The sequence below is a fragment of the Synechococcus sp. MIT S9452 genome (genome assembly GCF_047304245.1).
Lineage (GTDB): Bacteria > Cyanobacteriota > Cyanobacteriia > PCC-6307 > Cyanobiaceae > RCC307.
On record NZ_CP138956.1, the window covers coordinates 1,916,829 to 1,942,744 of the forward strand.

Here is a 25,916-nt window from a genome sequence, read left to right on the forward strand (position 1 = left end):
ACCTCAGGACTGGGTGGGAACCACAAAGGCCCAGCATGCGGTGTAGCCGTGCAGCTGGGTGCTGCCGTCTACCGGGCCGATTTCACCATTGCAGAACAAGCCGCTGATGGGCAGCTCTGGGAAGTGCTTGCGGCAGAGGCCCGTATCCACGTGGGCTTCGCCATAGAGCCCTTGCCCTCGCCCGAGGCAGGCAAAGAGCAGCGCTGCAACCGGTGGCTGCTGGCAGTTCTGTTGAGAAGCGTCCAGTAGGCCATCGAGTTCCTGCCGTGAGGTGGCCCCATCGCGCAGTTGGAATTGCAAGCGCTGCCCCACCTGGAGGCTGTCGGCCACGGCCATGGCGCCATGGCGCGGGTCCACCCCCATCAAATTGCGCACCAAGAAGGGGTTGCTGCTGCGCTCTTGTTGCAGTGAAAAGCTGTTGCGGGCCAAGCCAACAAACAGGGAGTGCCGCAGCAACTCTTTATCGGGTTCAGGCAGGGTTTCAATCACCTGTTGCAGCGCCGTGACCGGGTTGGCGAGCTCATCTCCTTGGCGCAGCTCCAGCACCACATTGCGTTTGGCTTGCTCAACCTCAAAGACCGGCCCGATGGGGCGGCAGCCCTGGGCGACCACCGGCTCGAGCGTCCAGGCCCCGGAGATTACGCAGCCCACGGCGCTGTGGTGCACCTGATCGGCGAACAGCAGCGAGCCATGGTTCGCGCTGTGGTTCCCCGCGATCCCGCCGAGCTTTGCCATGGCTGGATAGGCGTAATCCAGGCCGCTGATCAGATCGTTGATGTTGCTGATGCTGGGGTCCAGCCACAGCAACATCGCCCCACCGGCGGCCGGGTCGGCCCCCACGGCCTGCTGCCATGGCAACGCCGGGCCATCGAGATCGGGTAGTTGGTTGGCATCGAGCGCAAAGCAGTTGATCTGCGCGCCCGGCAGTTTCAGCAGCGTGACGCTGAGGCCGCACCCCTGCTCCAATTCCAAGGGCTGGTTTCCTGAATTGGTGCCCACCACGCCGCCGCCGCAGGCACCCAACCAATGATCCGCTTGCAGCTTTTGCTGCAGCAGCGGCAGCAGGCGAGGCAAATCACTGGCAAAGCTGCTGCTGCAAAAGACCAGCGCCAAGTTCGCCTGGCCCATGCCCTTGAGGCTGCCAGCCACCTCATCGATGGCTTGCTCCAGGGAGGGTTGAGAGGAGAGGGCCGTGCGGGCGAGCGCATCAGGACCACTGCTCTTGAACCAGGGCAGCATGACCATGGCTGTGCTGATTGGACGCTACAGCTGCAGCGCGGATAATGAGGCACCCTTTTGCCCCGGCATGCCACTCCCCTTGCTGCGCAGTCTGATCTGGCTGGATTACCGGCTCGCAGTGCTTTTTACCGTGGCTCTGCCCCTGGTGTTGCTGTTCTGGGCTCTCTCCCGGCGTGAGCAAGCCTTGGTGCGGCTGCTCACCCTGTACTGGCAGGTGGCCAGCTTGCTGGGGATCACGGTGCTGCTCATGGTGGATGCCCGTCCGGTGGCCTACATCACCTCGGCTGTGGCCAACCTGTTCATCCTCATTGCCCTGTGGTTCTGGTCGGATCTCAATGAGGAGTTAGCCGATTTGCCCCCCTACCGCCCCTTGCCCCTCACGGTGCGCTGCTGGCGCTGGGCGATGACCGTGCTGTGCGTTTTGGGCCTGGTGCTCACAGTTCCAGCCTTGGGCTGCGCAGGTGCTGGGAGCGCTGGCGAGGTGTGCCAGCTGTGGCTGGAGGCGCCGCAGCAATTCCACGACCGTTTGGCGGTGGTGCTGAGTTTTCTGTTTGGTGGCAGCTGGACGGCCACCATCTCCGCCTTCCTCGGCTATCTGGGCTTGGCGGCCTATGGCGTTGGCCTGATCCAATTCTTGGTGGTGCGTTTGCCCAAGCAGGGTCGTTTGGCCGGGGGCTTCTGAGGTGCTCGCTGAGCTGGAGAGCATCAGCCGTGATCGCCCCGATCGCGCCTTGCGGCTGCAAGGGCGGATGGGGGATGGCGAAGCGTTGGAAGTGGTGATTTTTCGGGGCTTCAGTAGCAGCCTCACCCACCCCACCGCCTTTGATCCGGATCAGCCGTTGCTGCCCAGCGAAGCGAGGATTGAATCCGCCGTGCTGCTGAAGGCACCCCTCAATCCCGCCGCTGAACAGGTGCTGGCCGGCCCGCGACCAGCGCAAGATTTCCTCGATAGGGCCCTGTGGGGCTGAAGCGTTAGGCCCCGATCGCCGCGACGCAGCGCCCGCAGATCTCAGGATGTTCAGCGTTGCTGCCGATGTCGGTTTCGTAGTGCCAGCAGCGGGCGCACTTTTCGCCAGCGGCTTTGGAGATGCGCAGCGTCACCCCCTCCTCTGTGATCTCAGCCAAGGGGCTTTCTGGTGGCTGCCCCCCCAACTGCAGTTGGCTAATCAGCAGCCAATCCGCCAGGTTGTCCACCTCTGGGTGGGGGCTGGCCTGCAGTTGCTCTAGAGCCTGTCGCAGGGCGTCTGCCAAGAGGCCAGCACCCAGCTCCAGCTGCACAGCAGCCTCCAGAGATGCCCCGAGGTCGCCATTGCTGCGGCAGCTCTCCAATTGCCGATTCACCAAAGCCCGCAATTGCACAGCGGCATCGATCGCCTCGCTTTCGGCGTTGCTGAGGCCACTCCAGCTTGAATCGGCCTGGGGCCAACCCCGCAGGAACACCGAGGCCTCCTCAACGGGATAGGGCAGGTGTTGCCAGATGTCTTCCGCCATGTGGCTGAGCACCGGCGCGATCATGCCGGCCAAACGCTCGAGCACCAGGGCCATCACGGTTTGGCAGCTGCGGCGGCGGAAGGAATCAGCGGCGCTGACATAGAGACGATCCTTGGCAATGTCGAGGTAGACATTGGAGAGGTCCACCACGCAGAAGTTCTGGAGGGTTTGGAAGAAGCGATAGAACTCGTAGCGCTCAAAATCGCCGCTGACGTCCTCGAGAACCTTGGCGGTGCGTTGCAGCATCCAGCGATCCAGCAGCGGTAAGTCAGCGAGCGGAACCGCGTCACGGCTGGGATCAAAGTCGTGCAGATTGCCCAGCAGGTAGCGGGCCGTATTGCGCACCTTGCGGTAGACGTCGGCCAGCTGTTTGACGATGCCCGGGCCGAGGGGCACATCGGCGGAGTAATCCACAGAACTCACCCAGAGGCGCAGCACATCGGCGCCGTAGGGAGGCTCTTGCTTTTGGTTTTTGCCCCCTTCAACAATTACGGCTGGATCCACCACGTTGCCCAGGGATTTGCTCATCTTGCGGCCCTTTTCATCGAGGGTGAAGCCGTGGGTGAGCACCCGCTTATAGGGGGCCTTGCCGTTGACGGCCACGGAGGTGAGCAGGCTGCTTTGGAACCAGCCCCGGTGTTGGTCAGAGCCTTCGAGGTAGAGGTCAGCTGGATAGTTCAGCGAGCTGTCGGTCGCAGCCTCTAGGCCGCCGAGAACCCCAGCCCAGGAGGAGCCGGAGTCAAACCACACGTCCATCGTGTCGGTGCCCTTGCGCCATTGATCGGCCTGATCGCGATAGGCCGGTGGCAACAGATCCGCCTCGTCGCGCTCCCACCAAATGTCGGCACCGTGCTCGGCGATTAAGGCCTGGATGTGCTGCAGGGTGTCGGCGTTGAGCAGCACCTCGCCACTGCTGCGGTGATAGAAGACCGGGATCGGCACCCCCCAGGTGCGCTGGCGGCTGATGCACCAGTCGCCCCGCTCGCGCACCATCCCTTCAATGCGGTTGCGGCCACTGGCCGGCAGCCATTCCACCAAGTCGATGGCGCTGAGGGCGTCGTCGCGGAAGCCCTCCACCGAGGCAAACCACTGCTCTGTGGCGCGGAAGATCGTCGGTTTTTTGGTGCGCCAGTCGTAGGGGTAGCGGTGTTCATAGCGCTCTTCAGCTAGCAGCGCCTTGGCCTCCTGCAGAGCCGAGATGATCGTGGTGTTGGCGTCTTTGAGCACGTTCAGCCCAGCGAAGGGGCCGGCCTCTTCGGTCAGCCATCCCCCCTCATCGACCGGGCAGAGCACCGGCAAGTCGTATTTGCGGCCGGTGTTGAAGTCGTCGACGCCATGGCCAGGCGCCGTGTGCACCAAGCCGGTGCCGGCTTCGGTGGTGATGTAATCGCCGCCAATCACCACCGGGCTGCTGCGCTCGAGCAGTGGATGGCGATAGGTCAGGCCCTCCAGTGCTTCGCCTTTGACCTGCTGCAGCGGCTCCAGCTTGAGCTCCAGCTGCTGGCTCAGGCTGGCCACCAAGTCGCTGGCGACGATCAGCTGCCCGCCGCTGCTGCTTTGGCAAATGCTGTAGTCGAGCCGGCCATTGACGGCGACCGCCAAATTGGCCGGCAGGGTCCAAGGGGTGGTGGTCCAGATGGCAACCGCCAAGCCTTCGGCGCTCACTCCAGCCTCGACCAAGGCCGGACTGAGCTGCTCCACCGGGAAGGCAACAAACACGCTGGGTGAGGTGTGCCCATCGGGGTATTCCAGTTCGGCTTCAGCCAGCGCCGTGCGGGAGCTGGGGCTCCAGTGCACCGGCTTGAGCCCCCGGTAGATGTGGCCGGCCAGCACCATGCGCCCGAAGACATCGATTTGGGCCGCCTCATAGCGCTTCTGCAGGGTCAGATAGGGGGTGTCCCATTCCCCCCAAATGCCCCAGCGGCGAAAGCCTTGGCGTTGGCCTTCCACCTGCTGCTCGGCGTAGGCGTGGGCTTTGCGGCGCAGCTCGAGGGGTTTGAGTTCGCGCCGCTCCTCAGCCTTGAGGCTCTGCAGCACCTTGAGTTCAATTGGCAGGCCATGGCAGTCCCAGCCAGGGATGTAGCGGGCTTTCTTGCCCTGCATCAACTGAACTTTGTTGATGATGTCTTTGAGGGTCTTGTTCAGGGCATGGCCCACGTGCAGGGCCCCATTGGCATAGGGAGGCCCGTCGTGGAGGGTAAAAACCGGCCCCGGGTTCTCCCGGCTCAGCCGGTTGTAGAGATTCAGTTCAGCCCAGAACCCCTGCAATTCCGGTTCCCGTTGGCGCGAGTTGGCGCGCATCGAGAAATCGGTTTTGAGCAGATTGAGGGTGTCCTTGTAAGAGGTCTCGCTCGCGCTCACCAGGGTTCGACGTCTGCTGGCGATTATCCGTGGCGGCCGTCCGCGAGGAGCGCGTCGACCTCATCAAGCGACTGAATCACAGCGGCAACCGGTTGCTCAACCTGGGGCGCTGGATCCAGTACTTCGGCTTCCACGGTGGGCAGCTCGTCGCTGTTGGGCTCTTCTTCTGAGCTGGCAGCGATGCTTTCCGGCTCAGTGTTTGCCTCTGTTTTGGTTTCGATCTCGATCTCGATCTCGATCTCGGGTTCGGGGTCGGCTGTGAGTTCTGGTTCTGCTTCCGCCTCAGGATCAACCTGGCTGGTGGCCTCAACCTCCACCGTGAGCTCAGCGGCTGGCTCGGGCGCAGGCTCCAGCTCGGTTTCGGGCTCTGGCTCTGCTTCAGGCTCGGGAACGACTTCGGCACTGATCTCTGCAGCTTCCTCGCTGCTTCCCGCATCGGCGCTGGGGTCTGTGGTGGTGGGCTCGGTTTCGGTGAGCGCGGCTTCGCCAGTGGCATCAGCGCGCACCCAGCGCTTGCTGACTTCGGGTTTCTTGAGCCGTTCTTGCAGCCAGCTCGCAATGATTCCGCCAGCAGCCAGGAGCTTGGCCGCGGCACCACGCAACTGCTCCAGTTGCTGCGTCCAATAGCTGGTTTCGCTGAAGCGCTGCTGCTTGGCCGGCTCGAGCGCCCCCCAGCGCTGCTGCCCCACTTCCGATCCCAGGCGGCCGATTAATAGGCCGCCGCAGAGCACTCCCAACATCGGAGCGCCGGTGAGCCGGTCCGATGCCGTCACCAGCACCAGGCCCAGAAGCAGCACCACTGCGGCCCAGAAGCTGTCGCGCGGCCGCGCCAGTTCACTCGCCACCAGGGGCAGCAGCATCAGCAGCAGCCCGGCGACAAGGGCGAGGGATCCGATCAGAACGGCCAGCACAGACCCTGTCATGACTGGCCACATTCAAGCGCTGCCTACAGTTGTCGTCTGCCCACCTGGCGGAATTGGTAGACGCGCTGGTTTTAGGTACCAGTGGCTTCGGCTGTACGAGTTCAAGTCTCGTGGTGGGCACTTCCGCAATCAATTGGAACTGGGCCTGACCCAGTTCCAATTGTGTCCATGGTTGGGACTCGTAAGACCCAGCCATGGTGTTTCGGGCTCTGGCGGTATCGATTGCGGTGTTCGGCGCTTTGGTTTCGGCCGTTCCGGTGGCCCAAGGCACAGCGCGGGAAGCCTTCCACCAGTGGGGCCCTCAGATCAGCGCTGCGCCCGTTCCGGCGCGCTGGGGGCAGGTGCAAGAGCTCGAGCAGGTGTTGGCCCTGCAAGGTGTTCCGGTGGAGTACCGCGATAACTGCCCTGCCGGTCTTGAGGGCCTCTACGACCCGCGGCAGAACAAGGTGTTGATGTGCACCAACACCATGCCGGACCGATCAGCCAACTACTGGAACACCCTGGCCCACGAGTCGGTCCACGTGATGCAGGTGTGCCGCAATGCCAGCCCTCTCTCCATGGGCTTGAAGGGCATTCAGCGCGAAATGCTCGAGGACACGCCGCAGCAGGAAAAGATGTACATCCTTTCGGCCTACCCACCTGAGCAGCGTTTGTTTGAGCTGGAGGCCCGCTGGGTGGCCAACAATTTCGAGCCGCCTGCGGTGATCAACCTGCTCAAGGACAGCTGCATGGCGGCGGCCAACCGCCCCGCCACCCAGAGTTTGCTGCCGGCGTTGCTGAGCAAGACCAACCTCTGATCAGGGCTTTTCCCTAGGCTGGCGCGGTTCTCAGGTCAGGAGGTTCGGCAGCAGTGACGGCAACCCCTGTCCGGACCTCGCCTCTGGCATCAGGAGCGGCTGAGCGCCCTGCTGTGAGCTCGGTGCCCCGCCATTTCGTTGAACCACCAGCGGCGCTCAACCCCACCGTTGGCCTGTTCCTGGGTGGTTATGCCCTGGCGGCGCTCACCATTTGGGGCTGGTTTGTGGGCCAGTGGCCCTTGCCCTTGCTGGTGCTGATTGGCTTTTTGGCCCTGCACCTCGAGGGCACCGTGATTCACGATGCCTGCCATAACGCCGCCCATCCCAACCGCTTTTGGAATGCGGTGATGGGCCATGGCGCTGCGCTGCTGCTGGGCTTCAGTTACCCGGTGTTCACGCGGGTGCACCTGCAGCACCACGCCCACGTCAACGACCCCAAGCACGATCCCGACCACATCGTCTCCACCTTTGGACCGCTGTGGTTGATTGCCCCGCGCTTTTTCTATCACGAGTATTTCTTCTTCCAGCGCCGGCTCTGGCGCCGTTATGAGCTCTTTGAGTGGGCGTTGGCCCGCACCATTTTTGTGCTGATCATCGTGGGGGCGGCCCGTGGTGGCTTCCTGCCGTTCATCTTCAACTGTTGGTTTGCCCCTGCCCTGTTGGTGGGCGTCACCTTGGGCTTGTTCTTCGATTACTTGCCCCACCGGCCGTTTGATTCACGCAACCGCTGGACCAATGCCCGCGTGTATCCGGGCAACACCATGAATTTGCTGATCATGGGGCAGAACTACCACCTGGTTCACCACCTCTGGCCCTCCATTCCCTGGTTCCAATACCAAGCGGCGTACCAGGCCACCAAGCCTCTGCTGGATCGCAAGGGTTCACCTCAGCGGTTAGGGATCTTCGAGACCCTGCACGACTGCGGCAACTTCTTCTACGACGTGTTGCTTGGCATCCGCAGCCACAGCCGCACGCGCTCCAAACTGCGTTGGGTCGCCCACTTTGTGCCTGGTTTTCAGAACCGCCGGCGCGTGATTGGTCTGCTGCACCGCACCAGCGTCGGCCCCCGCTGACTCAGCTGTTCAGGATTCGCGGCACCCGGAAGAAATCACCTTCCCGCTGAGGGGCTTGGTTGAGTAGCTCTTCACGCACTGGTGTGGGTTCAACCCCGTCTTCGCGGGTGACATTGACCACTTCCACTGCTCGGGTTGTGGGCGGTAAGCCCTCGGTGTCGATGGCTTCGAGCTGAGCCACAAAATCAAGAATGCGCTCGAGCTGCGGCGTGAAGGTTGCGATGCTGTCCTCAGGCAGATCAAGCCGCGCCAGTTGGGCCACCTTGCGCACGTCGTCGGCGGAGATGTGGCTCATGGGGCGTCGCTGGCCAGAAACTGCTCCAGATCCTTGCAGAGCGCCGTGGCAGCCAGGTCCAAGAAGCGTTCGCCGTGATCGGCCTTGGCCAGATAGGGGTCAGACCCCATACGGCCATCGGGGTGGCGCCGGCGGAAATCATCGGGGCCGTGGATGGGGCCAGCGGGTGCTGGCTCAGGCAGGGGCCGCTGCAGATCTTGCAGGCTTGGCTCCAAATGCAGGGTGAGGGCGATTTCGCTAGGGGTGGCGTGATGCCCCTCACGGTTTCCGTAGAGGCTGCGGGCTTCCTGCATCACCGGGCCAGCCATGAACCAATTCGCCATGCGGCATTGGAGCTTGGGGGCCACGGGCAGTTGGCGCCGGCGCGCCTCGCCATAGGCCTCGGCAAAGGCCGCCCGCCCGGTGGCGATGTTGCCGCCATGGCCATTGATCACAAAGACCCGCTCAAAGCCATGGGTGGCGAGGGACAGCACCACATCCCGCAACACCGCCAGAAGGGTGCTGGGCTGCAGGCTCACGGTGCCGGCAAAGCCGAGGTGGTGCTCAGCCATGCCAAAGGCTTGAGCCGGAGTCACCAGAACTCCACTGCGGCGACCCACTTCCAGCGCCACAGCTTCAGCGGTGAGGGCATCGGTGCCAATGGCTCCGGTTGGCCCGTGCTGCTCGGTGGAGCCGAGGGGCACGATCACCCCTTTGCAGCGGTCTAAATAGGCCTCCACCTCAGGCCAGCTGCGCAGCTGCAGCCTGATCGCTTCGGTTGTGGTCATGGCTTAGTGGGCGGTGCCGTTGCCGTCGTAGGCGTCGGTGTCGTAGTAGCCACCGCTCATGCCGAAGAACACCAGCGACACACTGAACAGGATGGCCAAGGGAATCAGCAGCTGGGCCAGGGTCATGGGCTGGTGCGCCGAATGGGTATAAGACCAGTCTGGCGGCTTCTGGCCTGGTGCGAGCTCTTTCTTCCAGCTTTTTTGCGCGTCCCGCTGAGGTAGTGGGCCCTGAGCTGATCGGCTGCCGCTTGGTCAAACGCCAAACAGGCGGCAGCCTGCTGTGGGGGGTGGTGGTGGAAACGGAGGCCTATTCCCAAGCGGAGCCCGCTTGCCACGGCTTCCGCAGCCGCACCAAACGCAACGCCACCTTGTTTGGCCCGCCGGGCCATTGGTACGTCTATCTCACCTATGGCATCCACCACTGCGTGAATGTGGTCACAGACCGCGATGACTGGGCCAATGGGGTGTTGTTGCGCGCCATCGCGTTGCCCACAGAGCCGCCGCGGATCGCGGCAGGTCCTGGATTGTTGGCGCGCCGATTCGGGATTGATCTGAGCCACAACGCTCAACCGGTGGCGGAAGACACCGGCTTGTGGCTGAGCGAAGCGTCAGGGCCACCCGGTGTGTTGGTTGAGAGCGCCCGAGTTGGCATCAAGCAGGGGCTGGATCTGCCCTGGCGCTGGATGTTGGCGGGACATCCGAGTCTCAGCAAACCGGTGGTGCCGCTACAGCCCAGATCAGATTGAACCCTTACTTTGGAGGTGATCGCCCGTCCCCCCCTGAGCCGCTGGAGCTACCGCCATGTGCTCGACCTGGCTGCCTTCAGCCAGGAGGACTACGCCACCGTGTTGGAACTCGCCAATCGCTTTCGGGCCTTGCCCATGAGTGGCCCCCGGCGTTTGCCTGCTCTGCAGGGCCGGTTGGTGACAACGCTGTTTTTTGAGCCCAGCACGCGCACACGCAGCAGTTTTGAGTTGGCGGCGCGGCGCTTGTCGGCTGATGTGCAGAGCTTTTCGCCAGCCAGCAGCGCCTTAGCCAAAGGCGAAAGCCTGCTCGATACCGCCCGCACCTATGTGGCCATGGGGGCCGATGTGCTGGTGGTGCGTCACCGCTGCGCTGGCGTGCCGGCTGAGTTGGCCCGAGATCTTGAGGCGGCTGGCTGCCGCACAGCCGTGCTCAATGCCGGTGATGGCTTGCATAGCCACCCCAGCCAAGCCCTGCTGGATCTCTTCACCCTGGCGCGCCATTTCAACCCGGACACCCCCACGCTTGAGGGTCTGGTCGGCAAGCGGATTGTGATCGTTGGCGATGTGCTGCATTCCCGTGTGGCCCGCTCCAACCTGTGGTCGCTCACCGCCTGTGGTGTCGATGTGGTGCTTTGCGGTCCGGCCAGCCTGTTGCCGGATGCCTTTGCCCAATTCATCCAAGCTCCCCCGCCCGGCCAGGCCCAGGATTTGGTGGCGCAGCGCGGCAGTTTGCGCATCGAGCGCGATCTCGATCGTGCCCTTGAGGGCGCTGATGCGGTGATGACCCTGCGCTTGCAGCAGGAGCGCATGAAGGAGCAGTTGATCACCAGCCTGGAGGCCTACCACCGGCGCTATGGACTCAGCCACCGCCGGCTGGAGCGCTGCGGAAAGCCGGTGCCTGTGCTGCATCCCGGACCAGTGAATCGCGGCGTTGAGCTCAGCGGAGAGCTGCTCGATGACCCCAGCCGTTCGCTGGTGGAAGAGCAGGTGCGCAACGGGATTCCGGTGCGCATGGCCCTGCTCTATCTGATGGCGGCCAGTGAGCCTGCTAGCTCAGCTGCTGGGTTGAGCTAGCAGGCTCGGCCGGGCTTTCTAGGTCGCGGAAGTTCTCCATGGCCTTCTCCATGGTTCCGTCCATTTCAGCGATGGATGGCTCGCTGTGCAGGCCCATGGGGAAGGGCGCTGAACCCCCTTCCAGCCCCACGTGCTGGCTGGGCATCCCGGTCAGCAACAGCGATCCCCGTTGCCTGGTGAGGATGGCCCAGAGCCATTTCACCAGCAGTGACAGGCGATTCTCTTCATCGGGCATGAAGGCCAGGTGGGCCACGGCCCACAGCCCCCAGGCCGGGAGGCCCGCCAGCTTGATCCCGCGCAGGTCGGCCACGGCGCCAAGGCGACCCAACACCGCCATGCTGCCGAAATCAAACCAGGCAAAGGATTTGTGGCCGCGGCCCTCCAGCTGGGCGCGAATGTCTTTGGCAACCCAGCCGCCCATCTGCACCGCTGGACCGGCCATGCCCGGCAAGGGTTTGCCATCGGCGGTGTGCTTGTAGCTGCAGAGATCGCCCACCACGCGGATTTCAGGGTGATTGGCGATGGAGAAATCAGGCTCCACCAGCACCCGCCCGCCGCGGTCCACCTCACAGCCGGTGGCTTCGGCCAGCTTTTTGCCGAGATGGGAGGCGCGCACACCAGCGGTCCAGAACACGTTGGCCGCCTTGATCGTGCGCTCACCCTCAGGCGTGGTGATCAGCACTTCACCGGGCACGATCGACTGAACCCGGCTGTGGAAGCAGAGCTCCACACCCATGTCTTGCAATTGTTTGGCGGCAGCTGCTGAGCAGGCTTCCGGCATGGCCTTGAGCAGCCGATCGCCGGGGTCCACCACCATGATCCGTGTGGCCCCTGGGTCGAGTTGGTTGAAGTCCTTAGCCATCGAGCGCCGCATCAGCTCGTTGATGGCGCCGGCCATTTCGCAGCCGGTGGGACCGCCGCCAACCACCACAACCGTTTGTAGAAATGCGCGCTCGTCGCCATTGGGGGTTTGCTCGGCTTGCTCGAGAGCCATCAGCAGCCGGCGGCGAATCTCTTCGGCGTGCTCGAGGATCTTCATCGGCGGGGCAATGCCGCGCCAGTCGTCATGGCCAAAGAAGCTGCTTCCTGATCCGGTGGCCAGGATCAGGTGGTCATAGGCCATGGCCTTGCCGTTGAAGATGACCTGCTTGGCTTCGGTTTGGATCTCGCTGACCTCACCAAGCAGCACCTGCACATTGCGCTGGGCCCCCACCAATTGGCGCAATGGGGTGGCCACATCGCCGCGGGAGACCAAGCCAGTCGCCACTTGATAGAGCAGCGGTTGGAACAGGTTGAAGTTGCGCTTGTCAATCAGCGTGACGCGCACATCAGCGCCTTTAAAGGCCTTGCAGGCCTTGATGCCGGCAAATCCACCACCGACGATCACCACATGGGGCTTGCCGCGCAGCTCCTCCATCGGAGGCTCGAGTTCAAGAAAGAAACGCTCACGGGTGGCAGTCATCGGCCCTGGTAGCGATCAACTTCCACAAGGTATGAACGCTGTTCAATTTCGGCCGCGACGTAGGGATTAAATGCTCGATTTGACGCCTTCGAGCAGCAGGCCATAAACGATTCCCATGCGGGCCATGTCCAACAGGCCCAGTGGCAGTTTGTCGCCGCCGCGCTTGAGCAGGGGCCGTCGTGCCTTGATGGCGAGTTCTGAGGCGGCCACCACCACCAGGGCTCCGACCGGGTCGATCACCATCAGCACACCGGCGACCGAGCCGATGCTGACGCCGGCACTGAAGCCGGCCAACAGCACCAGCAGCAGAAGCGAGAAGCGGCGCCATGGGTTCTCGGCCCATTGGCTGAGGCGGCTGAGCAGCTGTCCGCTGAGCCGGTTGAGTCGCGTCGCTTGCATCGCTTGAGTCGCGTGGGATTCGGTTTGCGCGCTGTCCTGTTGTTTTCCGCTGGTGAGCGGAAATCCGCGAAGCTCGGCGCCACCTCGAACGTGACCCATGCTTCCGTTCTTTTTGGGGGAACCGCAAGAGCTGCCGGATCCAGCGCTGCCCACTGTGTTTGCCAAGCACGTTGCTGAAACCGAGGAGCCCTGGCTTGAGTTGGCTCCAACCGCGCAGCGCGATCGCCGCGGCAATCGTCTTTGGGATCTCACCCTCTGGCGTGGTGAGGAGCCCCTGCGCCGCTGGACGACGGTGACTGGGCGCCCTGAAACTGAGCGCCTGGATCGGTTCTGGAGGCCGGGCAACCACGCGCCACTGCCTCCGGGCGCCTACAGCGTGGGATCTCCGATCAAGCTGCATTCCGGTGATCTCTATGAGATCGGCCGCAGTTGGTTTATTCCTGTTGACCCTCTATTTGGCACGACCCGGGGCCATTTCGGCATCCATGAGGACGTCAGCCTGGATGGCACGGCAGGCTGCATCGGTCTGGCTGGTCGCGCCCTAACCGAAGAGGTCACCCGCTGGGTCAAGAAGGTGGGAGCCCGCTATTTGGTCGTGCTCGGGTAATTGGAAGATCTGGCGAAGCGAGCCTGGGATCCCCATCACCTGGCCCGGAGCTCCGCCAGGCCCTTTATACACAACATCTGGTCCTAGTGGTTGCCTCAACCACTACAGGTGGTGCCAGCTCAGGATTTGACTTCTTTGGCCTTGCGGCTGCCTTTGCCTTCCAGCAGTTCGAGTAGTGCTTCCATTTGCGCCATCACACCACGGACTTCACCGCTTTCGGGCAGCAGGCCGTCATCCATCACGCCTTGATGCATTTCGCGCAGTTCTTGGCGGATGTAACGGAGGTGGCTGACGACCTGTTCACGCTTGGACTGCGACATCGCTCACCATTGAGGTTGGTGACCCTTTGTACCCCATTGAGGTGCTGAGGGATAAACTCCCGCTCCTCATCGCTGGGTTGCACACGCTCGTTGCAATAGGCGGCTCAGCAGCGTGAAGGGCCGTTCGGGATACCAAAAACCCGCTTCACCAGTGATGGCAGTTTGTTTGGCAAAGCTGCCTGCGTTGAGATCCAACGGAGCGCTCAAGCGGCGGATGCGCCTGCCCTCGCAGTCGATTCCATAGGCCACAGCCCAGCGGCCAGGGCCGTCGATTTGCTGGCGTTCGGTCCAAGCCACACGCATGGTGGCCGGGCGATCCTCTGTTGATTGCTTACTGGTTCGGGCCCAAGCCGGCAGCGGTTGCAGCGGACCCACCTCCAGCAAGACAATCCGCTCCTGCGCGGTTTGCAGCAGGGGCAGGGGAGCCAGGAGCAGCGGCCAGGCCATCATGGCGATGGAGAATAGGGGATTCGAACCCCTGACCTCTGCGGTGCGATCGCAGCGCTCTACCAGCTGAGCTAATTCCCCTGGGGGACTTGATTCGAAGCTACCAAACATGTCCTCAAACGGCCTGATCACTGAAGAACTGCTGGCCGCCCAGACCGAAGCCAGCGTGGCGGTCCTCGCCCAGCGCCTGGAGGACGACGATTACGCCTCTCCCTTTGATGGGCTTGGCGACTGGCACCTACTCAGGGCCCTGGCCATCCATCGCCCTGAGCTGGTTCGCCCCTATGTGCATCTGGTTGATCAGGAACCCTTTGACGAGGACTGATGACCAGCGCTCCTCTCGATCCGCTTGAGCCCCTCGCTGGGCGGCGCATTTTGGTGGCAGGAAGCGGCAGCATCGCGGCGGTGAAGTTGCCGCAGCTGGTGAGCGCCCTGGTGAAGCAGGGGGCTGAGGTGCGTTGTGTGCTCTCACCCAGTGCTGCCGATTTGGTGAGCCCTGTGGCGTTGGCCAGCCTGTCGCGCCACCGCTGCTATCTCGACGCTGATCAATGGAGCCATCACGAGCCCAGGCCGCTCCACATTGAGCTCGCCGAATGGCCTGATCTGGTGTTGTTGGTGCCATTGAGCGCCAGCACGCTGGCGCGCTTGGTGCATGGCCTGGCTGACACCCTGCTGGCCTCCACGCTGCTGGCCACACGGGTTCCTGTGCTCGCGGCGGCAGCGATGAACACCGACATGTGGGAATCGCCTGCGGTGCAGCGCAATTGGCAGCAATTGCAGCGCGATCACTCGCTGTTGGCGTTGCCTCCAGCGAGCGAAGGTTTGCTGGCCTGTGACCGGCGGGGCAGTGGCCGCATGGTGGAGCCGAGCTTGCTCTTGCAGGCGGCTGCCTCCTTGGCGCTGCATGGCGTTCAGCGCGATTTCGAGGGTCTGGAGCTGCTGGTCACAGCTGGCCCTACCCAGGAGTTCCTCGATCCCGCCCGGGTTCTGAGCAATCCATCCACTGGGTTGATGGGGGTGCTGCTGGCCCAGGCGGCCCGCTGGCGCGGGGCGCAGGTTCGCCTGTTGCACGGTTCGCTGCAGCTGGAGCCTGGGTTGCTTGAAGGGTTGAACAGCGAGCGGTTTGGCACGGCCGCTGAGTTGGAGCAGCTTCTAGAGCGCCATCAGCCCCGGGCTGCAGCGGTGGTGATGGCGGCCGCTGTGGCGGATCAGCGTTTGCGGCAGCCCCTAAGCAGCAAGCTCAGCAAACAGCAGTTGCAGGAGGTGCTGCACAGCCCCGCGAGTTGGGAAATGGTTCCGGATCTGCTGCAGCAGATGGTGCAGCGCCGCTCCGCCGATCAGGTGTTGATGGGTTTTGCAGCCCACAGCGGCGATGTGCTCACCCAAGCAGAGGCCAAATTTCAGCGCAAAGGCTGTGATCTGTTGTTTGCTAATCCCATTGATCAACCAGGAGTTGGCTTTGCTGCCTCAGCCAATCAGGGATGGCTGCTCAGCCAAGGGGCCAGCCCAGAAGCTATGGGCCCCTGCAGCAAGTTGGCCTTGGCCCATGGCCTGTTGGATCGCCTGAGGCTCAGGTTGCCTCAGGCGGCCAGTGCTGATTGATCCGGCGTGCCGGGCTCATGGCCAGGTTCCAGCAGCTCCATAAACGTTTTGAGCTGAAGCCGGGGGATGTAAGGCCAGCCGCCGTTTTGCTCCATGGCCTGTAGCAACTTGTAGAGCTGGTGGCGATCGGAGGGCAGGCTGTTGCGGAACGAGCCGTCCTGCAGGTCGCGGTGAAGCTGTTCGAGCTGCCTCAGCACCGCCAGGAGCTGTTCAGGATCGTTGCCGGCTTGCTCGCAGAGCTCAGCCCCTTCAGTGCACCAGCGTTGGAGGCGCGCCGTCCAGTCGCTTTGGGGGGCAGACATCGAACCATGTTGAGAGCCGCGACATCCTACGAGGGACGGTGGTTTTCAGTTGTACGATCGCGCTCACGATGTACTGCTGGCCCATGCGCTCCCTGCTGCGGACAACCGTTGCTCTTTGTTTGGCGGCCTGTCTGGCACTGCTGACCGCCTGCAGTGGTGACGCCAAATCGATCGATCGCGCCGATCTGACCTACGACGACATTCACAACACTGGCTTGGCCAACGACTGTTTCTCCTTGCCGGAGTCGGCCCGCGGCAGCATCAGCCTCACTGCTGGTGGCAAGTACTCCTTGCAGGAGATGTGCTTCCACCCCAGCACCGTGGCGGTCAAAGGTGAGCCCACCAACAAGCGTCAGGAAGCCCAGTTCGTGGAAGGCCGGATCCTGACCCGCTACACCTCCAGCCTCGACTCTGTTTACGGCGATCTGGCTGTCACCGATAGCGGTCTCGAGTTCAAAGAGAAAGGCGGCATCGACTTCCAGCCGATCACCGTGCTGCTCCCCGGTGGTGAGGAGATTCCCTTCACCTTCTCCAGCAAGCAGCTTCTGGCCACGGCCGATGGCGCTGCCATCACCACCAGCACCGATTTCAACGGCGAATACCGCACCCCCAGCTACCGCACTAGCAACTTCCTCGATCCCAAAGGTCGTGCGCTGACCACCGGTGTTGGCTACGCCCAGGGTCTGGTGGCCGCTCAGGACATCGGGGAGGACGAACTCAACAGCGAGAACGTCAAGCGCTACATCGATGGCACCGGCACCATGTCCTTCTCCATCACCCGGGTTGATGCCGAGACCGGCGAATTCGCTGGTGTCTTCACCGCCGTTCAGCCTTCCGACTCCGACATGGGTGGCCGTGAGGTGGTTGACGTTCAGGTCTCTGGTGAGCTCTACGGCCGCCTCGAGCAGGCCTGATGGCTCCCGCCGGGGGCCGTTGATCTGGAAGAATTCCACCGCATTTCGCCCCCGGCTCGATGACCAGCACCGCTCCCCAGGCACTGATTGCACCCCACGGCGGCACGCTGGTGGATCTGCGCTTGCCTGCTGACCAGTGGGATGCGGCCATCGCAGGAGTTGATCACCGCGTTGAGTGCAGTGATCGCAACGCGTGCGATGTGGAGCTGTTGATGGTGGGAGGTTTCTCCCCCCTGCGCGGCTTCATGGGCGAGGAGGACTACCGCTCGGTTGTTGAGAGCAACCGCACCACCTCAGGCCTGCTGTTTGGCCTGCCGATCGTGATGGACACCGATCGGGATGACATTGCCGTTGGTCAGCGCCTGCTGCTCACTTATCAAGGCCGCAACCTCGCCGTGATGACGGTGGAGAGCAAGTGGGAGCCCGATAAAGCCCGTGAGGCTCTCGGTTGCTACGGCACCAGCTCCTTGGAGCACCCAGCCGTGCGCATGATCGCCACCGAACGAGGCCGCTTTTATCTGGGCGGTTCCATCGTTGGCATGGAGCTCCCCCAGCGCCCCTTCCCCTGCAAGACGCCAGCTGAAGTGCGTGCTGGCCTGCCCTCGGGCGAAGACGTGGTGGCCTTCCAGTGCCGCAACCCCATTCACCGCGCCCACTACGAGCTCTTCACCCGCGCTCTGCATGCCGAGAACGTCAGTGAGAACGGCGTTGTGCTCGTCCATCCCACCTGCGGCCCCACCCAAGGTGATGACATCCCCGGGGCTGTTCGCTTCCAGACCTATGAGCGTCTGGCTGAGGAGGTCGACAACTCCCGCATTCGTTGGGCTTATCTGCCTTACTCGATGCACATGGCTGGCCCGCGCGAAGCGCTGCAGCACATGATCATCCGCAAGAACTACGGCTGCACCCACTTCATCATTGGCCGCGACATGGCTGGCTGTAAGTCGTCGGTGAGTGGCGATGACTTCTACGGCCCCTATCAAGCCCAAGATTTCGCCCGCGAGAACGCCCCCGAACTGGGCATGCAAACCGTTCCTTCGCTCAACCTCGTCTATACCGATGAAGAGGGTTATGTCACCGCTGAGCACGCCGAAGCCAGCAATTTGCACGTCAAAAAGCTGAGCGGCACTCAGTTCCGCAAGATGCTGCGCAGTGGCGAGGACATTCCCGAGTGGTTTGCCTTCCGCAGCGTGGTTGACGTGCTGCGTGCCGCCTGAAGGGCGACTGCAGTTAACATTCCGTAATCTCGAGGGGTAGAGCCTTGGCTGCAAAGAAGAGTTGGCGCAATGCGGGGCTGTATGTCCTGTTGATGGTGGTGTTGATCGCCCTCGGCACTGCCTTTGTCGGCGGGCGCTCCAACACACCCAACAACGCACCGGTCAACCTCCGCTACAGCGACTTCGTTGAGGCCGTTCAGAGCAACGAAATCTCCAAGGTGCTGATTGCTCCTGATCGGGGCACTGCACTGGCTGTTAAGAGCGATGGCCAGCGCGCCCAGGTGAACCTGGCTCCCGACAAGAACCTGCTGAATCTGCTCAGCGAGCACGACGTCGACATTGACGTGCAGCCCAGCCGCCAGTCGCCGGCGTGGCAATCGGCCTTGGGCAGCCTGCTCTTCCCCTTGCTGCTGCTCGGTGGATTGTTCTTCCTACTGCGCCGCGCCCAGGGCGGTGGTGGCAACCCCGCCATGAGCTTCGGCAAGAGCAAAGCGCGGGTTCAGATGGAACCCCAAACCCAGGTGACCTTTGAAGATGTCGCTGGCATTGAAGGCGCCAAGCTCGAGCTCACCGAGGTTGTTGACTTCCTCAAGAACCCCGATCGCTTTACCGCTGTCGGCGCCAAGATCCCCAAAGGCGTGCTCCTGGTGGGCCCTCCTGGTACCGGCAAAACCCTGCTGGCCAAAGCTGTCGCTGGTGAAGCTGGCGTTCCCTTCTTCTCGATCTCCGGCTCGGAATTCGTCGAGATGTTTGTCGGTGTGGGTGCCAGCCGCGTTCGCGATCTGTTCGAGCAGGCCAAGAAAAACGCGCCTTGCATCGTCTTTATCGATGAGATTGATGCGGTCGGTCGCCAACGCGGCGCCGGCCTTGGCGGCGGCAACGACGAGCGTGAGCAGACCTTGAACCAACTCCTCACGGAGATGGATGGTTTTGAAGGCAACACCGGAATCATCATCGTTGCGGCCACCAACCGCCCCGACGTGCTGGATCAAGCCCTGATGCGTCCTGGTCGCTTTGACCGTCAGGTGGTGGTGGATCGCCCTGATTACAGCGGCCGTCTCCAGGTTCTTGGCGTTCACGCCCGCGGCAAGACCCTGGCCAAAGATGTTGACCTCGACAAAGTGGCCCGGCGTACCCCTGGCTTCACCGGTGCTGACCTGGCCAATCTGCTGAATGAGGCCGCCATCCTTGCTGCTCGCCGTCAGCTCAGCGAGGTCTCGATGGATGAGATCAACGACGCCATTGAGCGCGTCATGGCTGGTCCTGAGAAGAAGGACCGCGTGATGAGCGAAAAGCGCAAGCGTTTGGTGGCTTATCACGAGTCAGGTCATGCCTTGGTCGGTGCCCTGATGCCTGACTACGACCCCGTTCAGAAGATCAGCATCATTCCCCGCGGTCAGGCTGGTGGTTTGACCTTCTTCACCCCAAGTGAAGAGCGCATGGAATCGGGTCTTTACTCCCGCTCCTATCTGCAAAATCAGATGGCGGTGGCCTTGGGCGGCCGTGTTGCCGAGGAGCTGGTGTACGGCGAAGACGAAGTCACCACCGGTGCATCCAATGACCTCCAGCAGGTGGCCCGTGTGGCGCGCCAGATGGTGACTCGCTTCGGCATGAGCGACAAGCTCGGGCCTGTGGCTTTAGGCCGCTCCCAAGGCGGCATGTTCCTCGGGCGCGACATTGCATCTGAGCGTGATTTCTCAGAAGACACCGCAGCCACCATCGACAAAGAGGTGTCGACCTTGGTGGATGCTGCTTACACCCGTGCCGTGCAGGTGCTGAGCGAAAACCGTGCTCTTCTTGATGAACTGGCAGAGATGCTGGTTGAGATGGAAACCGTGGATGCTGAGCAGCTTCAAGAGCTGTTGATCAGCCGCGACGCCAAAGTCGCCGACTACGTCTGATGGAAGCTGGGGTGCGCCGCGGCGACCCCTCTGGCCTGTGTGATTCACTGCGGCAATCGCCCTTGCTCGCGGTGTTGCGACCAGGCTCACCAGCGCAAGCGCACCGTCAGATTGATGCTGTTGCCGCCGCTGGCTTTCATCACGTCGAACTGGCTTGGAGCCAGGAGCCTTGGTGGTTAGAGCTGCTGCAGACCCTGCCAAACCAATGGCCTGAACTGCGTTTTGGCGTAGCCGGCGTGCGTTGGGCAGAGCAGTTAGTGGTCGCCCACGCGCAGGGTTTGCGCTTTGCGATGTCGCCGATCAGCTGCCCGCTGATGTGGGAGCAAGCCGATGCGTTGGAGTTAACCCTGGTGCCCGGGGTGTTCAGTCCAACTGAGGTGCATCGCGCGGGCGCTCGCGGAGCGGTGAAATTGTTTCCCGCGGCCAGCCTGGGACCCTCTTATTGGCGTCAGCTTCGCGGGCCGATGGCACCAATGCCGTTTTGTATTGCTGCCGGTGGGCTTCGCCCTGCAGATCTCAGTGCCTGGTTTGCATCTGGGGTGGAAGCCGTGGCTCTGGGATCCACGCTGTTTGATCAACAAGACCGGCTGCATGCGGGGCATGCCGAGCAGCTTGAGCCGTACTTGCGCGGCATCACCACCAATCAGGAGACGTTGTAGTTCTGAGTCTCAGGTGTTACATCTGGGAATGACCTATATCTGCGAGCCATGGCAGAGCTCAAAGTCAAGCTCAGCGACAAGGCTCTCTCTCTGATCGCTCAGCTCCAGAAAGAGATCTTCAATCGTCGCCGTAAGAAGGTGACCCCCTCAGGAGTGGTTGAGACTCTTGTGGAGTCCGCCGCGAAGTCTCAAAGCGACAAGCGTTTCGCCACATCGTGGAAAAACCTTGTTGTTGATATCGAAAAGGCCGCCAAGTTGGCCAATCAGCACGGCAGCAAGCCCAACAACCTCAGCGATGAGGAATGGGCCATGGTGTTGAGCCATCGCACCCGTCCGGCCAAGACCGGCAATGTGAAGGCCAAAACCACAACCACCCGCCGAGCTGTTGCCAAGAAAGCAGCTCCTAAAAAGGCAGCCGCCAAAAAGACAACAGCCAAAAAGACAACAGCCAAAAAGGCAACCACCACCAAGGTGACCCGCAAGGCCGCCGCTAAGCCGGCGGCTCGCAAGACCGCACGGGCCGCATCGCCTGCAAAGGCCAAGCGTTCCACCGGTTCGGTTGCCAAGCGGATGGCGAAAGCAGCCAGCAAGTTGGGTTCTGGCGCCGCTGCCTCCAGCAATGGAGTGGGCAGCGCAACCGCAACCCTGAGCTGAATCAGTTCAGCTCAACCGCACTGGCCGCGTTGGCGTAGAGCGTGATCAGCGAGCACCAGGGCCACCATGGCTTCCACCATGGGAACGGCCCTGGGCAGCACGCAGGGATCGTGGCGTCCTTTCGCTGCCAGTGTTGTGGCTTCGCCACTGGCGTTGATTGTTTGTTGTTCCTTGCGGATCGTGGCGGTTGGCTTGAAAGCCACCCGCAGCACGATCGGCTCCCCATTACTGATTCCGCCTTGGATCCCACCGGAATTGTTGGTGGCGGTGTGCAAGCTGCCGTCGCTGGTGGGCAGGAATGCATCGTTGTGCTGGCTTCCCAGCAGGGTGGTGCCTGCAAAGCCCGAACCAATCTCAAAGCCTTTGGTGGCCGGCAGTGACATCACGGCCTTGGCGAGATCGGCCTCCAACTTGTCGAACACGGGCATTCCCAGTCCCGTGGGCGGACGCCGCACCACGCATTCGATGACCCCGCCGCAGGAGTCGCCATCACGGCCGATGGACTCAATGCGCTCGATCATTTGCTCTGCCATGGCGGCATCAGGGCAGCGCACGATGTTGGACTCCACCGCCTCCAGCGTGGGCACGGCTGGATCGATGGTGGCTTCCAGGGTGTGGATGCGTTTCACCCAGGCCAGCACTTCGGTGCCATGCAGCTGCTGGAGCATTTGCTTGGCAATGGCTCCAGCGGCCACGCGGCCGATGGTTTCACGCGCTGAAGCCCTGCCGCCGCCGCTGCGGGCCTGGATGCCGTACTTGCTTTGGTAGGTGGCATCGGCGTGGGAGGGCCGAAAGGCCACCTGCATTTCCTTGTAATCGCCAGGCCGCTGGTCTTTGTTGCGCACCACCATGGCAATCGGGGTGCCGAGGCTGACCCCATCGAGCAGACCGCTGAGCGCTTCAACGCGGTCATCCTCTTTGCGCGGGGTCGTGATCTTGCTCTGACCAGGCTTACGCCGGTCCAGTTCGGCTTGGACCGCCTCGATGTCGATGGCTAAGCGCGGAGGACACCCATCGACGATCACGCCAACACCGCCGCCGTGGGATTCCCCAAACGTGCTGATGCGGAAGAGATGGCCGAAACTGCTGCCCATGGCCAGCTGAAACTGCACCGAGCGTACGGGCCAGAGCGCGTCATGGGTTTGTTTGTTTCCTGAATCCTTCTGGAGAGCCTCCAAGGGCTTGTCCAAGGCTGGACACAATGGAATGAGATCCAGCGGGCTTCGCTCATGGATGTCTCCGTTGTCCACCCGCTTCAGGCGCACTGTGTTCTGCCGGCTGGAGCCCACTTAGCCGAAGGGCCCCACTGGTGGGCCGAGCGTTCCCAGCTGCTGTGGGTGGATATCGAGGCGTCGCGGATCGGACTCTTTGATCCCCGCAGTGGCCACAACAGCTTCATCGATGTGGGGTGCCATGTCGGCTGTGTGGTGCCTACAGCCAGTGGCGATCTCCTGGCGGCGACAGCAGACGGTTTTTTGCGGGTGGAGCCCACCAGTGCTAAGCGCTCACTGCTGCACCACCCCGAGGCCCACTGCCTCGATAACCGCTTCAATGACGGCAAGTGCGACCCCTGGGGCCGGCTTTGGGCCGGAACGATGCACTACGAGTTCGTGCCCGGTGCTGCGGCGCTTTGGCGTTTGGACACCAACTTGCAATCACGCCTGATGCGCTCTGGCGTGACGATCTCCAATGGGTTGGCTTGGAGCGCTGATCGACGCTGGTTGTATTTCATTGATTCACCAACGCTGCAGGTGTTGCGATTCGCCTTGGATCAGCAGGGTGATCCCATCGATGCGGGCACGGTGTGCGTGGAGATCCCGGCAGCCTGGAACTGTGTGCCTGACGGCATGACAATCGACGCTGAGGGCATGCTCTGGATTGCCCTGCACGACGGTTCGGCGGTCACCCGTTGGGATCCAGCCAGTGGTGAGCAGCTGGCCAGCGTGGAGATGCCCTGCAGCAAAGTCACCTCCTGCTGCTTTGGCGGAGCAGATCTTGATCAGTTGTTCATCACCACGGCCCGTCACCAGCTCGCTCCCGATCAACTGGAGCAGCAACCCTTAGCTGGAGGCTTGTTTGTGGCTGAGGTGGGTGTGGCTGGCTTGCCAGCCCATACGTTTGCGGGGTGACGCCTGGCCTCAGGCGCCAATTTCTGGGTGTTGGCGAAAGATGCCGTGACGCGGTGCGAACAGGAAAGCCAACAAGAACAAGCCGGTTTGTACCAGCACGATGCAGCCGGCGGTGGAGCTATCGCTCCAATAGCTGATGATCACCCCCAGCAGGCTGGCGAGCACGCTGCTGGTGATGGCCAGCAGGGTCATGCGATCAAAGCGGTCGGTGAGCAGGTAGGCCGTGGCGCCAGGGGTCACCAGCATCGCCACCACCAGGATGATTCCCACGCTTTGCAAGCCCGCCACCGCTGCCAGCGACAGCACCGAGAGCAGCACGTAGTGCAACAGCCCAGTGTTGATCCCGATCGAGCGCGCGTGGGTGGGATCAAAACAGAACAGCAACAGGTCGCGCCGCAGTAGCAGCAGCACAGCCACCACCAGCGCCGAGATCAGCAGGGTTTGCTGGATGTCGGCCTGGGAGATGCCGAGCACATTGCCAAACAGGATGTGGGTGAGGTCGATGTTGCTGCGGGTTTTGGAGACCAGCACCAAGCCCAAGGCAAAAAATCCGGTGAACACCAGTCCAATCACGGTGTCTTCTTTCACCCTGGATTTCTGTTTGACAAAACCGATCGCCGTTACCGAGCCAACACCAAACACAAAAGCCCCCAGCGAGAACGGCAACCCCAGGGCATAGGCCAACACCACCCCAGGCAGCACCGCATGGGAGACGGCATCCCCCATCAAGGCCCAGCCTTTGAGGGTCATGTAACAAGACAGCAGGCCGCAGACCCCGCCAACCAGAGCGCTGACCAACAGGGCCCTGACCATGAAGTCGTGGCTTAAGGGCTCCAGCAGCCAGGTGATCATGGCTCGGGTTCCTCAGCTGAACTGGGCCCCGTCAGCAGGTTGGGAGGCATGCCGCCAAAGGTGAGTGCCAGGTTCTCCGGCGTGAACACCTCGGATGTCTCGCCGTAGGCGAGCACGGTTTTGTTGATCAGAACCACCAGATCGCAGAAGTCGCGCACATGGCTGAGGTCGTGGGTGGAGATCAAAATCGTGCGCCCATCGCGGCGTAGCTGCAGGAACAGCTCAGCCATCAGCTTTTCGGTGCGCACATCCACCCCGTTGAAGGGTTCATCAAGCAACAGCACCGAGGCCCTTTGGGCGATGGCCCTGGCCAAAAAGGCGCGCTTGCGCTGGCCGCCGGAGAGGGAGCCGATCGGCCGATGGCGTAACTCCAGCAGCTCCACCCGCTCGAGGGCATCGCGCACGGCGACGCGATCAGATTGGCGCGGAATGCGCAGCAGGTTCATGGCGCCATAGCGGCCCATCATCACCACATCCCACACCGAGACGGGGAAGCCGCAGTCGATGCTTTCGCTTTGCGGCACATAGGCCACCGCCTGCTCTCGCTGGGCTTGGGCCACGCGCTGCCCATTGATGCGGATGCGGCCGCGGGATGGCCGCACAAAACCGGTGAGCGCCTTGAACAGGGTCGACTTACCAGCCCCGTTCATGCCCACAAGGCCGCAGATGCTGCCAGCGGGGAGATGCAGGCTGGCGTCATAGAGGGCCACTCGGCCGTTGTAATCAACGCAGACCTGATCGGCTTCGATGCGCATCAGCGCTCACCTCCTTCGCTGCCGAGTCCGCGCCGGATCAGATTGACGTTGTGGCGTTGCAGATCAAGCAAGCTGGCGGCCGGGCCGTCGCTGCCCGAAAGGGAATCCACATAGAACGTACCGCCAAAGCGGGCGCCTGAGGCCTTGGCGACTTCCCGTTGGGCCTTATCGCTGACCGTGCTTTCACAAAAAATCGCCGGCACTTGGCGCTGCTTGATGGTGGTGATCAGCTGCGCCATGCGTCTTGGGGTGACTTGGCTTTCAGCATTGACAGGCCAGAGATAGGCCTCCTCTAGGCCGTAATCGTGGGCCAAATAGGAGAACGCTCCTTCGCAGCTGACCAGCAACCGTTGCTCTGGAGGCAGCTCAGCAAGGGCGCTGCGCAGTTCTTGATCCAGTTGCTGCAGCTGTTGTTTGTAGGTCGCCCCATTGCGGCGGAAGTCCGCAGCACCCTCAGGATCGAGCTGGCTGAACCCCGCCACCAAGCCATCGACGTAGCCCATCGCCCGTTGCGGCGACATCCAGGCATGGGGGTTGGGCTTGCCGGCGTAGGCATCGCCCTCAATCAACAGGGGCTCCATTCCCTGGCTGAGGGTGAGGCGGGGCACATCTCCTGCTGCGCGTAGAAAGCGGTCGGCCCATAGCTCCAGTCCCAGGCCGTTCTCCACCACCAGATCAGCGCCTGAGGCTTGTTCCAGATCGCTGGGGGTGGGCTCATAGCCATGGATTTCAGCTCCAGGCTTCACGATCGAGCGCACTTGAAGGCGATCTCCGCCCACCTGGCGGGCCATGTCGGCCAGCACCGTGAAGGTGGTGAGCACCACCGGCTTGTTGTTGCCTTGCTTGGTTGTCTCAAGCTCTGGGCTGGTGGTGCAGCTCGCCATCAGAGCTGAGCTCAGCAGCGCCATCAACAGCTGTTTGCCGCGTGCC

30 protein-coding genes and 2 tRNA genes are annotated in these 25,916 nt (G+C 62.5%); 16 read left to right on the plus strand and 16 right to left on the minus strand.

The features are described 5' to 3' along the window. Nucleotides 1-3: 3 nt before the first annotated feature. On the minus strand, nt 4-1,245 hold the full coding sequence (locus SIB46_RS10130; RefSeq protein WP_413296043.1) for an FIST N-terminal domain-containing protein: 1,242 nt from the start codon (nt 1,243-1,245) through the stop codon (nt 4-6). Nucleotides 1,246-1,306: 61 nt separating this feature from the next. On the opposite strand from SIB46_RS10130, the gene SIB46_RS10135 reads away from it, so the two are divergent. Together SIB46_RS10135 and SIB46_RS10140 are read left to right on the plus strand one after the other, a co-directional pair. After that, nucleotides 1,307-1,921 (plus strand): DUF3177 family protein, encoded by a 615-nt coding sequence (locus tag SIB46_RS10135; protein ID WP_413296044.1) that lies wholly within the window; start codon nt 1,307-1,309, stop codon nt 1,919-1,921. Between the two features lies 1 nt (nt 1,922). Continuing rightward, a complete protein-coding gene (locus SIB46_RS10140) occupies nt 1,923-2,207 on the plus strand; it encodes a hypothetical protein (protein ID WP_413296045.1) in 285 nt (94 codons plus the stop codon). A gap of 4 nt (nt 2,208-2,211) precedes the next feature. On the opposite strand, the gene ileS is transcribed toward SIB46_RS10140, so the two are convergent. Beyond that, entirely contained in the window at nt 2,212-5,091 is a 2,880-nt protein-coding gene (ileS, locus tag SIB46_RS10145; RefSeq protein WP_413296046.1) for an isoleucine--tRNA ligase, read from the minus strand. Nucleotides 5,092-5,114: 23 nt separating this feature from the next. Further along, nucleotides 5,115-6,014: a Ycf66 family protein gene (locus SIB46_RS10150; RefSeq protein WP_413296047.1), complete on the minus strand. Its 900-nt coding sequence runs from the start codon at nt 6,012-6,014 to the stop codon at nt 5,115-5,117. A gap of 38 nt (nt 6,015-6,052) precedes the next feature. On the opposite strand from SIB46_RS10150, the gene SIB46_RS10155 reads away from it, so the two are divergent. From SIB46_RS10155 to crtR, 3 genes are all read left to right on the plus strand, one after another. Next, nucleotides 6,053-6,134: transfer RNA gene (locus tag SIB46_RS10155), tRNA-Leu, on the plus strand. Between the two features lie 74 nt (nt 6,135-6,208). After that, the gene (locus SIB46_RS10160) at nt 6,209-6,811 is read left to right on the plus strand and encodes a hypothetical protein (RefSeq protein ID WP_413296048.1); all 603 of its coding nucleotides are present in this window, start codon (nt 6,209-6,211) and stop codon (nt 6,809-6,811) included. Between the two features lie 113 nt (nt 6,812-6,924). Further along, nucleotides 6,925-7,884, plus strand: coding sequence for a beta-carotene hydroxylase (gene crtR, locus SIB46_RS10165; protein WP_413296049.1), 960 nt, complete (start codon nt 6,925-6,927; stop codon nt 7,882-7,884). Nucleotide 7,885: 1 nt separating this feature from the next. On the opposite strand, the gene gatC is transcribed toward crtR, so the two are convergent. The 3 genes from gatC to SIB46_RS10180 are packed head-to-tail and all read right to left on the minus strand — an operon-like array spanning nt 7,886 to nt 9,072. Continuing rightward, nucleotides 7,886-8,179, minus strand: a complete 294-nt coding sequence (gene gatC, locus SIB46_RS10170) for an Asp-tRNA(Asn)/Glu-tRNA(Gln) amidotransferase subunit GatC (protein ID WP_413296050.1) — start codon at nt 8,177-8,179, stop codon at nt 7,886-7,888. Further along, nucleotides 8,176-8,946, minus strand: a complete 771-nt coding sequence (locus SIB46_RS10175; protein WP_413296051.1) for a creatininase family protein — start codon at nt 8,944-8,946, stop codon at nt 8,176-8,178. Before SIB46_RS10175 ends, gatC begins: the two co-directional genes overlap by 4 nt. Before the next feature lie 3 nt (nt 8,947-8,949). Then, entirely contained in the window at nt 8,950-9,072 is a 123-nt protein-coding gene (locus SIB46_RS10180; protein WP_011936619.1) for a hypothetical protein, read from the minus strand. 50 nt (nt 9,073-9,122) lie between these two features. Here SIB46_RS10180 and SIB46_RS10185 point away from each other — a divergent pair, with 50 nt between their 5' ends. Together SIB46_RS10185 and SIB46_RS10190 are read left to right on the plus strand one after the other, a co-directional pair. Then, on the plus strand, nt 9,123-9,692 hold the full coding sequence (locus tag SIB46_RS10185) for a DNA-3-methyladenine glycosylase (RefSeq protein WP_413296052.1): 570 nt from the start codon (nt 9,123-9,125) through the stop codon (nt 9,690-9,692). Between the two features lie 33 nt (nt 9,693-9,725). Continuing rightward, on the plus strand, nt 9,726-10,766 hold the full coding sequence (locus SIB46_RS10190) for an aspartate carbamoyltransferase catalytic subunit (protein ID WP_413297769.1): 1,041 nt from the start codon (nt 9,726-9,728) through the stop codon (nt 10,764-10,766). Here SIB46_RS10190 and SIB46_RS10195 read toward each other — a convergent pair. Both SIB46_RS10195 and SIB46_RS10200 read right to left on the minus strand, forming a co-directional pair. After that, nucleotides 10,741-12,228, minus strand: a complete 1,488-nt coding sequence (locus SIB46_RS10195) for an NAD(P)/FAD-dependent oxidoreductase (protein WP_413296053.1) — start codon at nt 12,226-12,228, stop codon at nt 10,741-10,743. The genes SIB46_RS10190 and SIB46_RS10195 overlap by 26 nt on opposite strands. A 66-nt stretch (nt 12,229-12,294) precedes the next feature. Beyond that, entirely contained in the window at nt 12,295-12,726 is a 432-nt protein-coding gene (locus tag SIB46_RS10200) for a DUF565 domain-containing protein (RefSeq protein ID WP_413296054.1), read from the minus strand. On the opposite strand from SIB46_RS10200, the gene SIB46_RS10205 reads away from it, so the two are divergent. Next, nucleotides 12,725-13,234, plus strand: a complete 510-nt coding sequence (locus tag SIB46_RS10205) for a hypothetical protein (protein WP_413296055.1) — start codon at nt 12,725-12,727, stop codon at nt 13,232-13,234. The two genes, SIB46_RS10200 and SIB46_RS10205, sit on opposite strands and share 2 nt — an antisense overlap. Before the next feature lie 119 nt (nt 13,235-13,353). On the opposite strand, the gene SIB46_RS10210 is transcribed toward SIB46_RS10205, so the two are convergent. The 3 genes from SIB46_RS10210 to SIB46_RS10220 all read right to left on the minus strand — a co-directional run bounded on the left by SIB46_RS10210 (nt 13,354) and on the right by SIB46_RS10220 (nt 14,082). Next, nucleotides 13,354-13,554 (minus strand): hypothetical protein, encoded by a 201-nt coding sequence (locus tag SIB46_RS10210; RefSeq protein ID WP_011936613.1) that lies wholly within the window; start codon nt 13,552-13,554, stop codon nt 13,354-13,356. Nucleotides 13,555-13,620: 66 nt separating this feature from the next. Beyond that, on the minus strand, nt 13,621-14,004 hold the full coding sequence (locus SIB46_RS10215; RefSeq protein ID WP_413296056.1) for a hypothetical protein: 384 nt from the start codon (nt 14,002-14,004) through the stop codon (nt 13,621-13,623). A 5-nt stretch (nt 14,005-14,009) separates the two neighbouring features. Then, a tRNA-Ala gene (locus tag SIB46_RS10220) sits at nt 14,010-14,082 on the minus strand. A gap of 28 nt (nt 14,083-14,110) precedes the next feature. Between SIB46_RS10220 and SIB46_RS10225 the strand changes: the two genes are divergently transcribed. After that, the gene (locus SIB46_RS10225; RefSeq protein ID WP_413296057.1) at nt 14,111-14,326 is read left to right on the plus strand and encodes a DUF2555 domain-containing protein; all 216 of its coding nucleotides are present in this window, start codon (nt 14,111-14,113) and stop codon (nt 14,324-14,326) included. After that, a complete protein-coding gene (gene coaBC, locus SIB46_RS10230; protein ID WP_413296058.1) occupies nt 14,326-15,603 on the plus strand; it encodes a bifunctional phosphopantothenoylcysteine decarboxylase/phosphopantothenate--cysteine ligase CoaBC in 1,278 nt (425 codons plus the stop codon). The genes SIB46_RS10225 and coaBC overlap by 1 nt, the downstream gene beginning before the upstream one ends. On the opposite strand, the gene SIB46_RS10235 is transcribed toward coaBC, so the two are convergent. Then, entirely contained in the window at nt 15,582-15,905 is a 324-nt protein-coding gene (locus SIB46_RS10235; protein ID WP_413296059.1) for a hypothetical protein, read from the minus strand. The two genes, coaBC and SIB46_RS10235, sit on opposite strands and share 22 nt — an antisense overlap. A gap of 83 nt (nt 15,906-15,988) precedes the next feature. Between SIB46_RS10235 and SIB46_RS10240 the strand changes: the two genes are divergently transcribed. Genes SIB46_RS10240 through SIB46_RS10260 form a run of 5 tightly spaced genes read left to right on the plus strand, consistent with a single transcriptional unit; the run spans nt 15,989 to nt 21,250 of the window. Then, complete coding sequence (locus SIB46_RS10240; RefSeq protein ID WP_413296060.1) at nt 15,989-16,819, plus strand: photosystem II manganese-stabilizing polypeptide; 831 nt, start codon at nt 15,989-15,991, stop codon at nt 16,817-16,819. Nucleotides 16,820-16,878: 59 nt separating this feature from the next. Continuing rightward, nucleotides 16,879-18,036 carry a sulfate adenylyltransferase gene (sat, locus tag SIB46_RS10245; RefSeq protein WP_413296061.1) on the plus strand — a complete coding sequence of 386 codons (1,158 nt, stop codon included), beginning with the start codon at nt 16,879-16,881 and terminating at the stop codon, nt 18,034-18,036. A gap of 44 nt (nt 18,037-18,080) precedes the next feature. Then, nucleotides 18,081-19,937, plus strand: coding sequence for an ATP-dependent zinc metalloprotease FtsH3 (gene ftsH3, locus SIB46_RS10250; RefSeq protein ID WP_413296062.1), 1,857 nt, complete (start codon nt 18,081-18,083; stop codon nt 19,935-19,937). Further along, nucleotides 19,937-20,596, plus strand: coding sequence for a bifunctional 4-hydroxy-2-oxoglutarate aldolase/2-dehydro-3-deoxy-phosphogluconate aldolase (locus tag SIB46_RS10255; protein WP_413296063.1), 660 nt, complete (start codon nt 19,937-19,939; stop codon nt 20,594-20,596). Before ftsH3 ends, SIB46_RS10255 begins: the two co-directional genes overlap by 1 nt. Before the next feature lie 48 nt (nt 20,597-20,644). Then, nucleotides 20,645-21,250, plus strand: coding sequence for a hypothetical protein (locus SIB46_RS10260; RefSeq protein WP_413296064.1), 606 nt, complete (start codon nt 20,645-20,647; stop codon nt 21,248-21,250). Between the two features lie 11 nt (nt 21,251-21,261). Here SIB46_RS10260 and aroC read toward each other — a convergent pair whose 3' ends face one another. Then, entirely contained in the window at nt 21,262-22,344 is a 1,083-nt protein-coding gene (gene aroC, locus SIB46_RS10265) for a chorismate synthase (RefSeq protein WP_413297770.1), read from the minus strand. A 135-nt stretch (nt 22,345-22,479) separates the two neighbouring features. On the opposite strand from aroC, the gene SIB46_RS10270 reads away from it, so the two are divergent. After that, complete coding sequence (locus SIB46_RS10270; RefSeq protein WP_413296065.1) at nt 22,480-23,379, plus strand: SMP-30/gluconolactonase/LRE family protein; 900 nt, start codon at nt 22,480-22,482, stop codon at nt 23,377-23,379. Between the two features lie 9 nt (nt 23,380-23,388). Here the strand turns inward: SIB46_RS10270 and SIB46_RS10275 are convergent, their stop codons facing one another. Genes SIB46_RS10275 through SIB46_RS10285 form a run of 3 tightly spaced genes read right to left on the minus strand, consistent with a single transcriptional unit; the run spans nt 23,389 to nt 25,870 of the window. Then, a complete protein-coding gene (locus SIB46_RS10275; protein WP_011936601.1) occupies nt 23,389-24,231 on the minus strand; it encodes a metal ABC transporter permease in 843 nt (280 codons plus the stop codon). Continuing rightward, a complete protein-coding gene (locus SIB46_RS10280) occupies nt 24,228-24,986 on the minus strand; it encodes a metal ABC transporter ATP-binding protein (RefSeq protein ID WP_413296066.1) in 759 nt (252 codons plus the stop codon). The genes SIB46_RS10275 and SIB46_RS10280 overlap by 4 nt, the downstream gene beginning before the upstream one ends. Continuing rightward, nucleotides 24,986-25,870, minus strand: a complete 885-nt coding sequence (locus tag SIB46_RS10285; protein ID WP_413297771.1) for a metal ABC transporter substrate-binding protein — start codon at nt 25,868-25,870, stop codon at nt 24,986-24,988. Before SIB46_RS10285 ends, SIB46_RS10280 begins: the two co-directional genes overlap by 1 nt. Nucleotides 25,871-25,916: the final 46 nt, after the last annotated feature.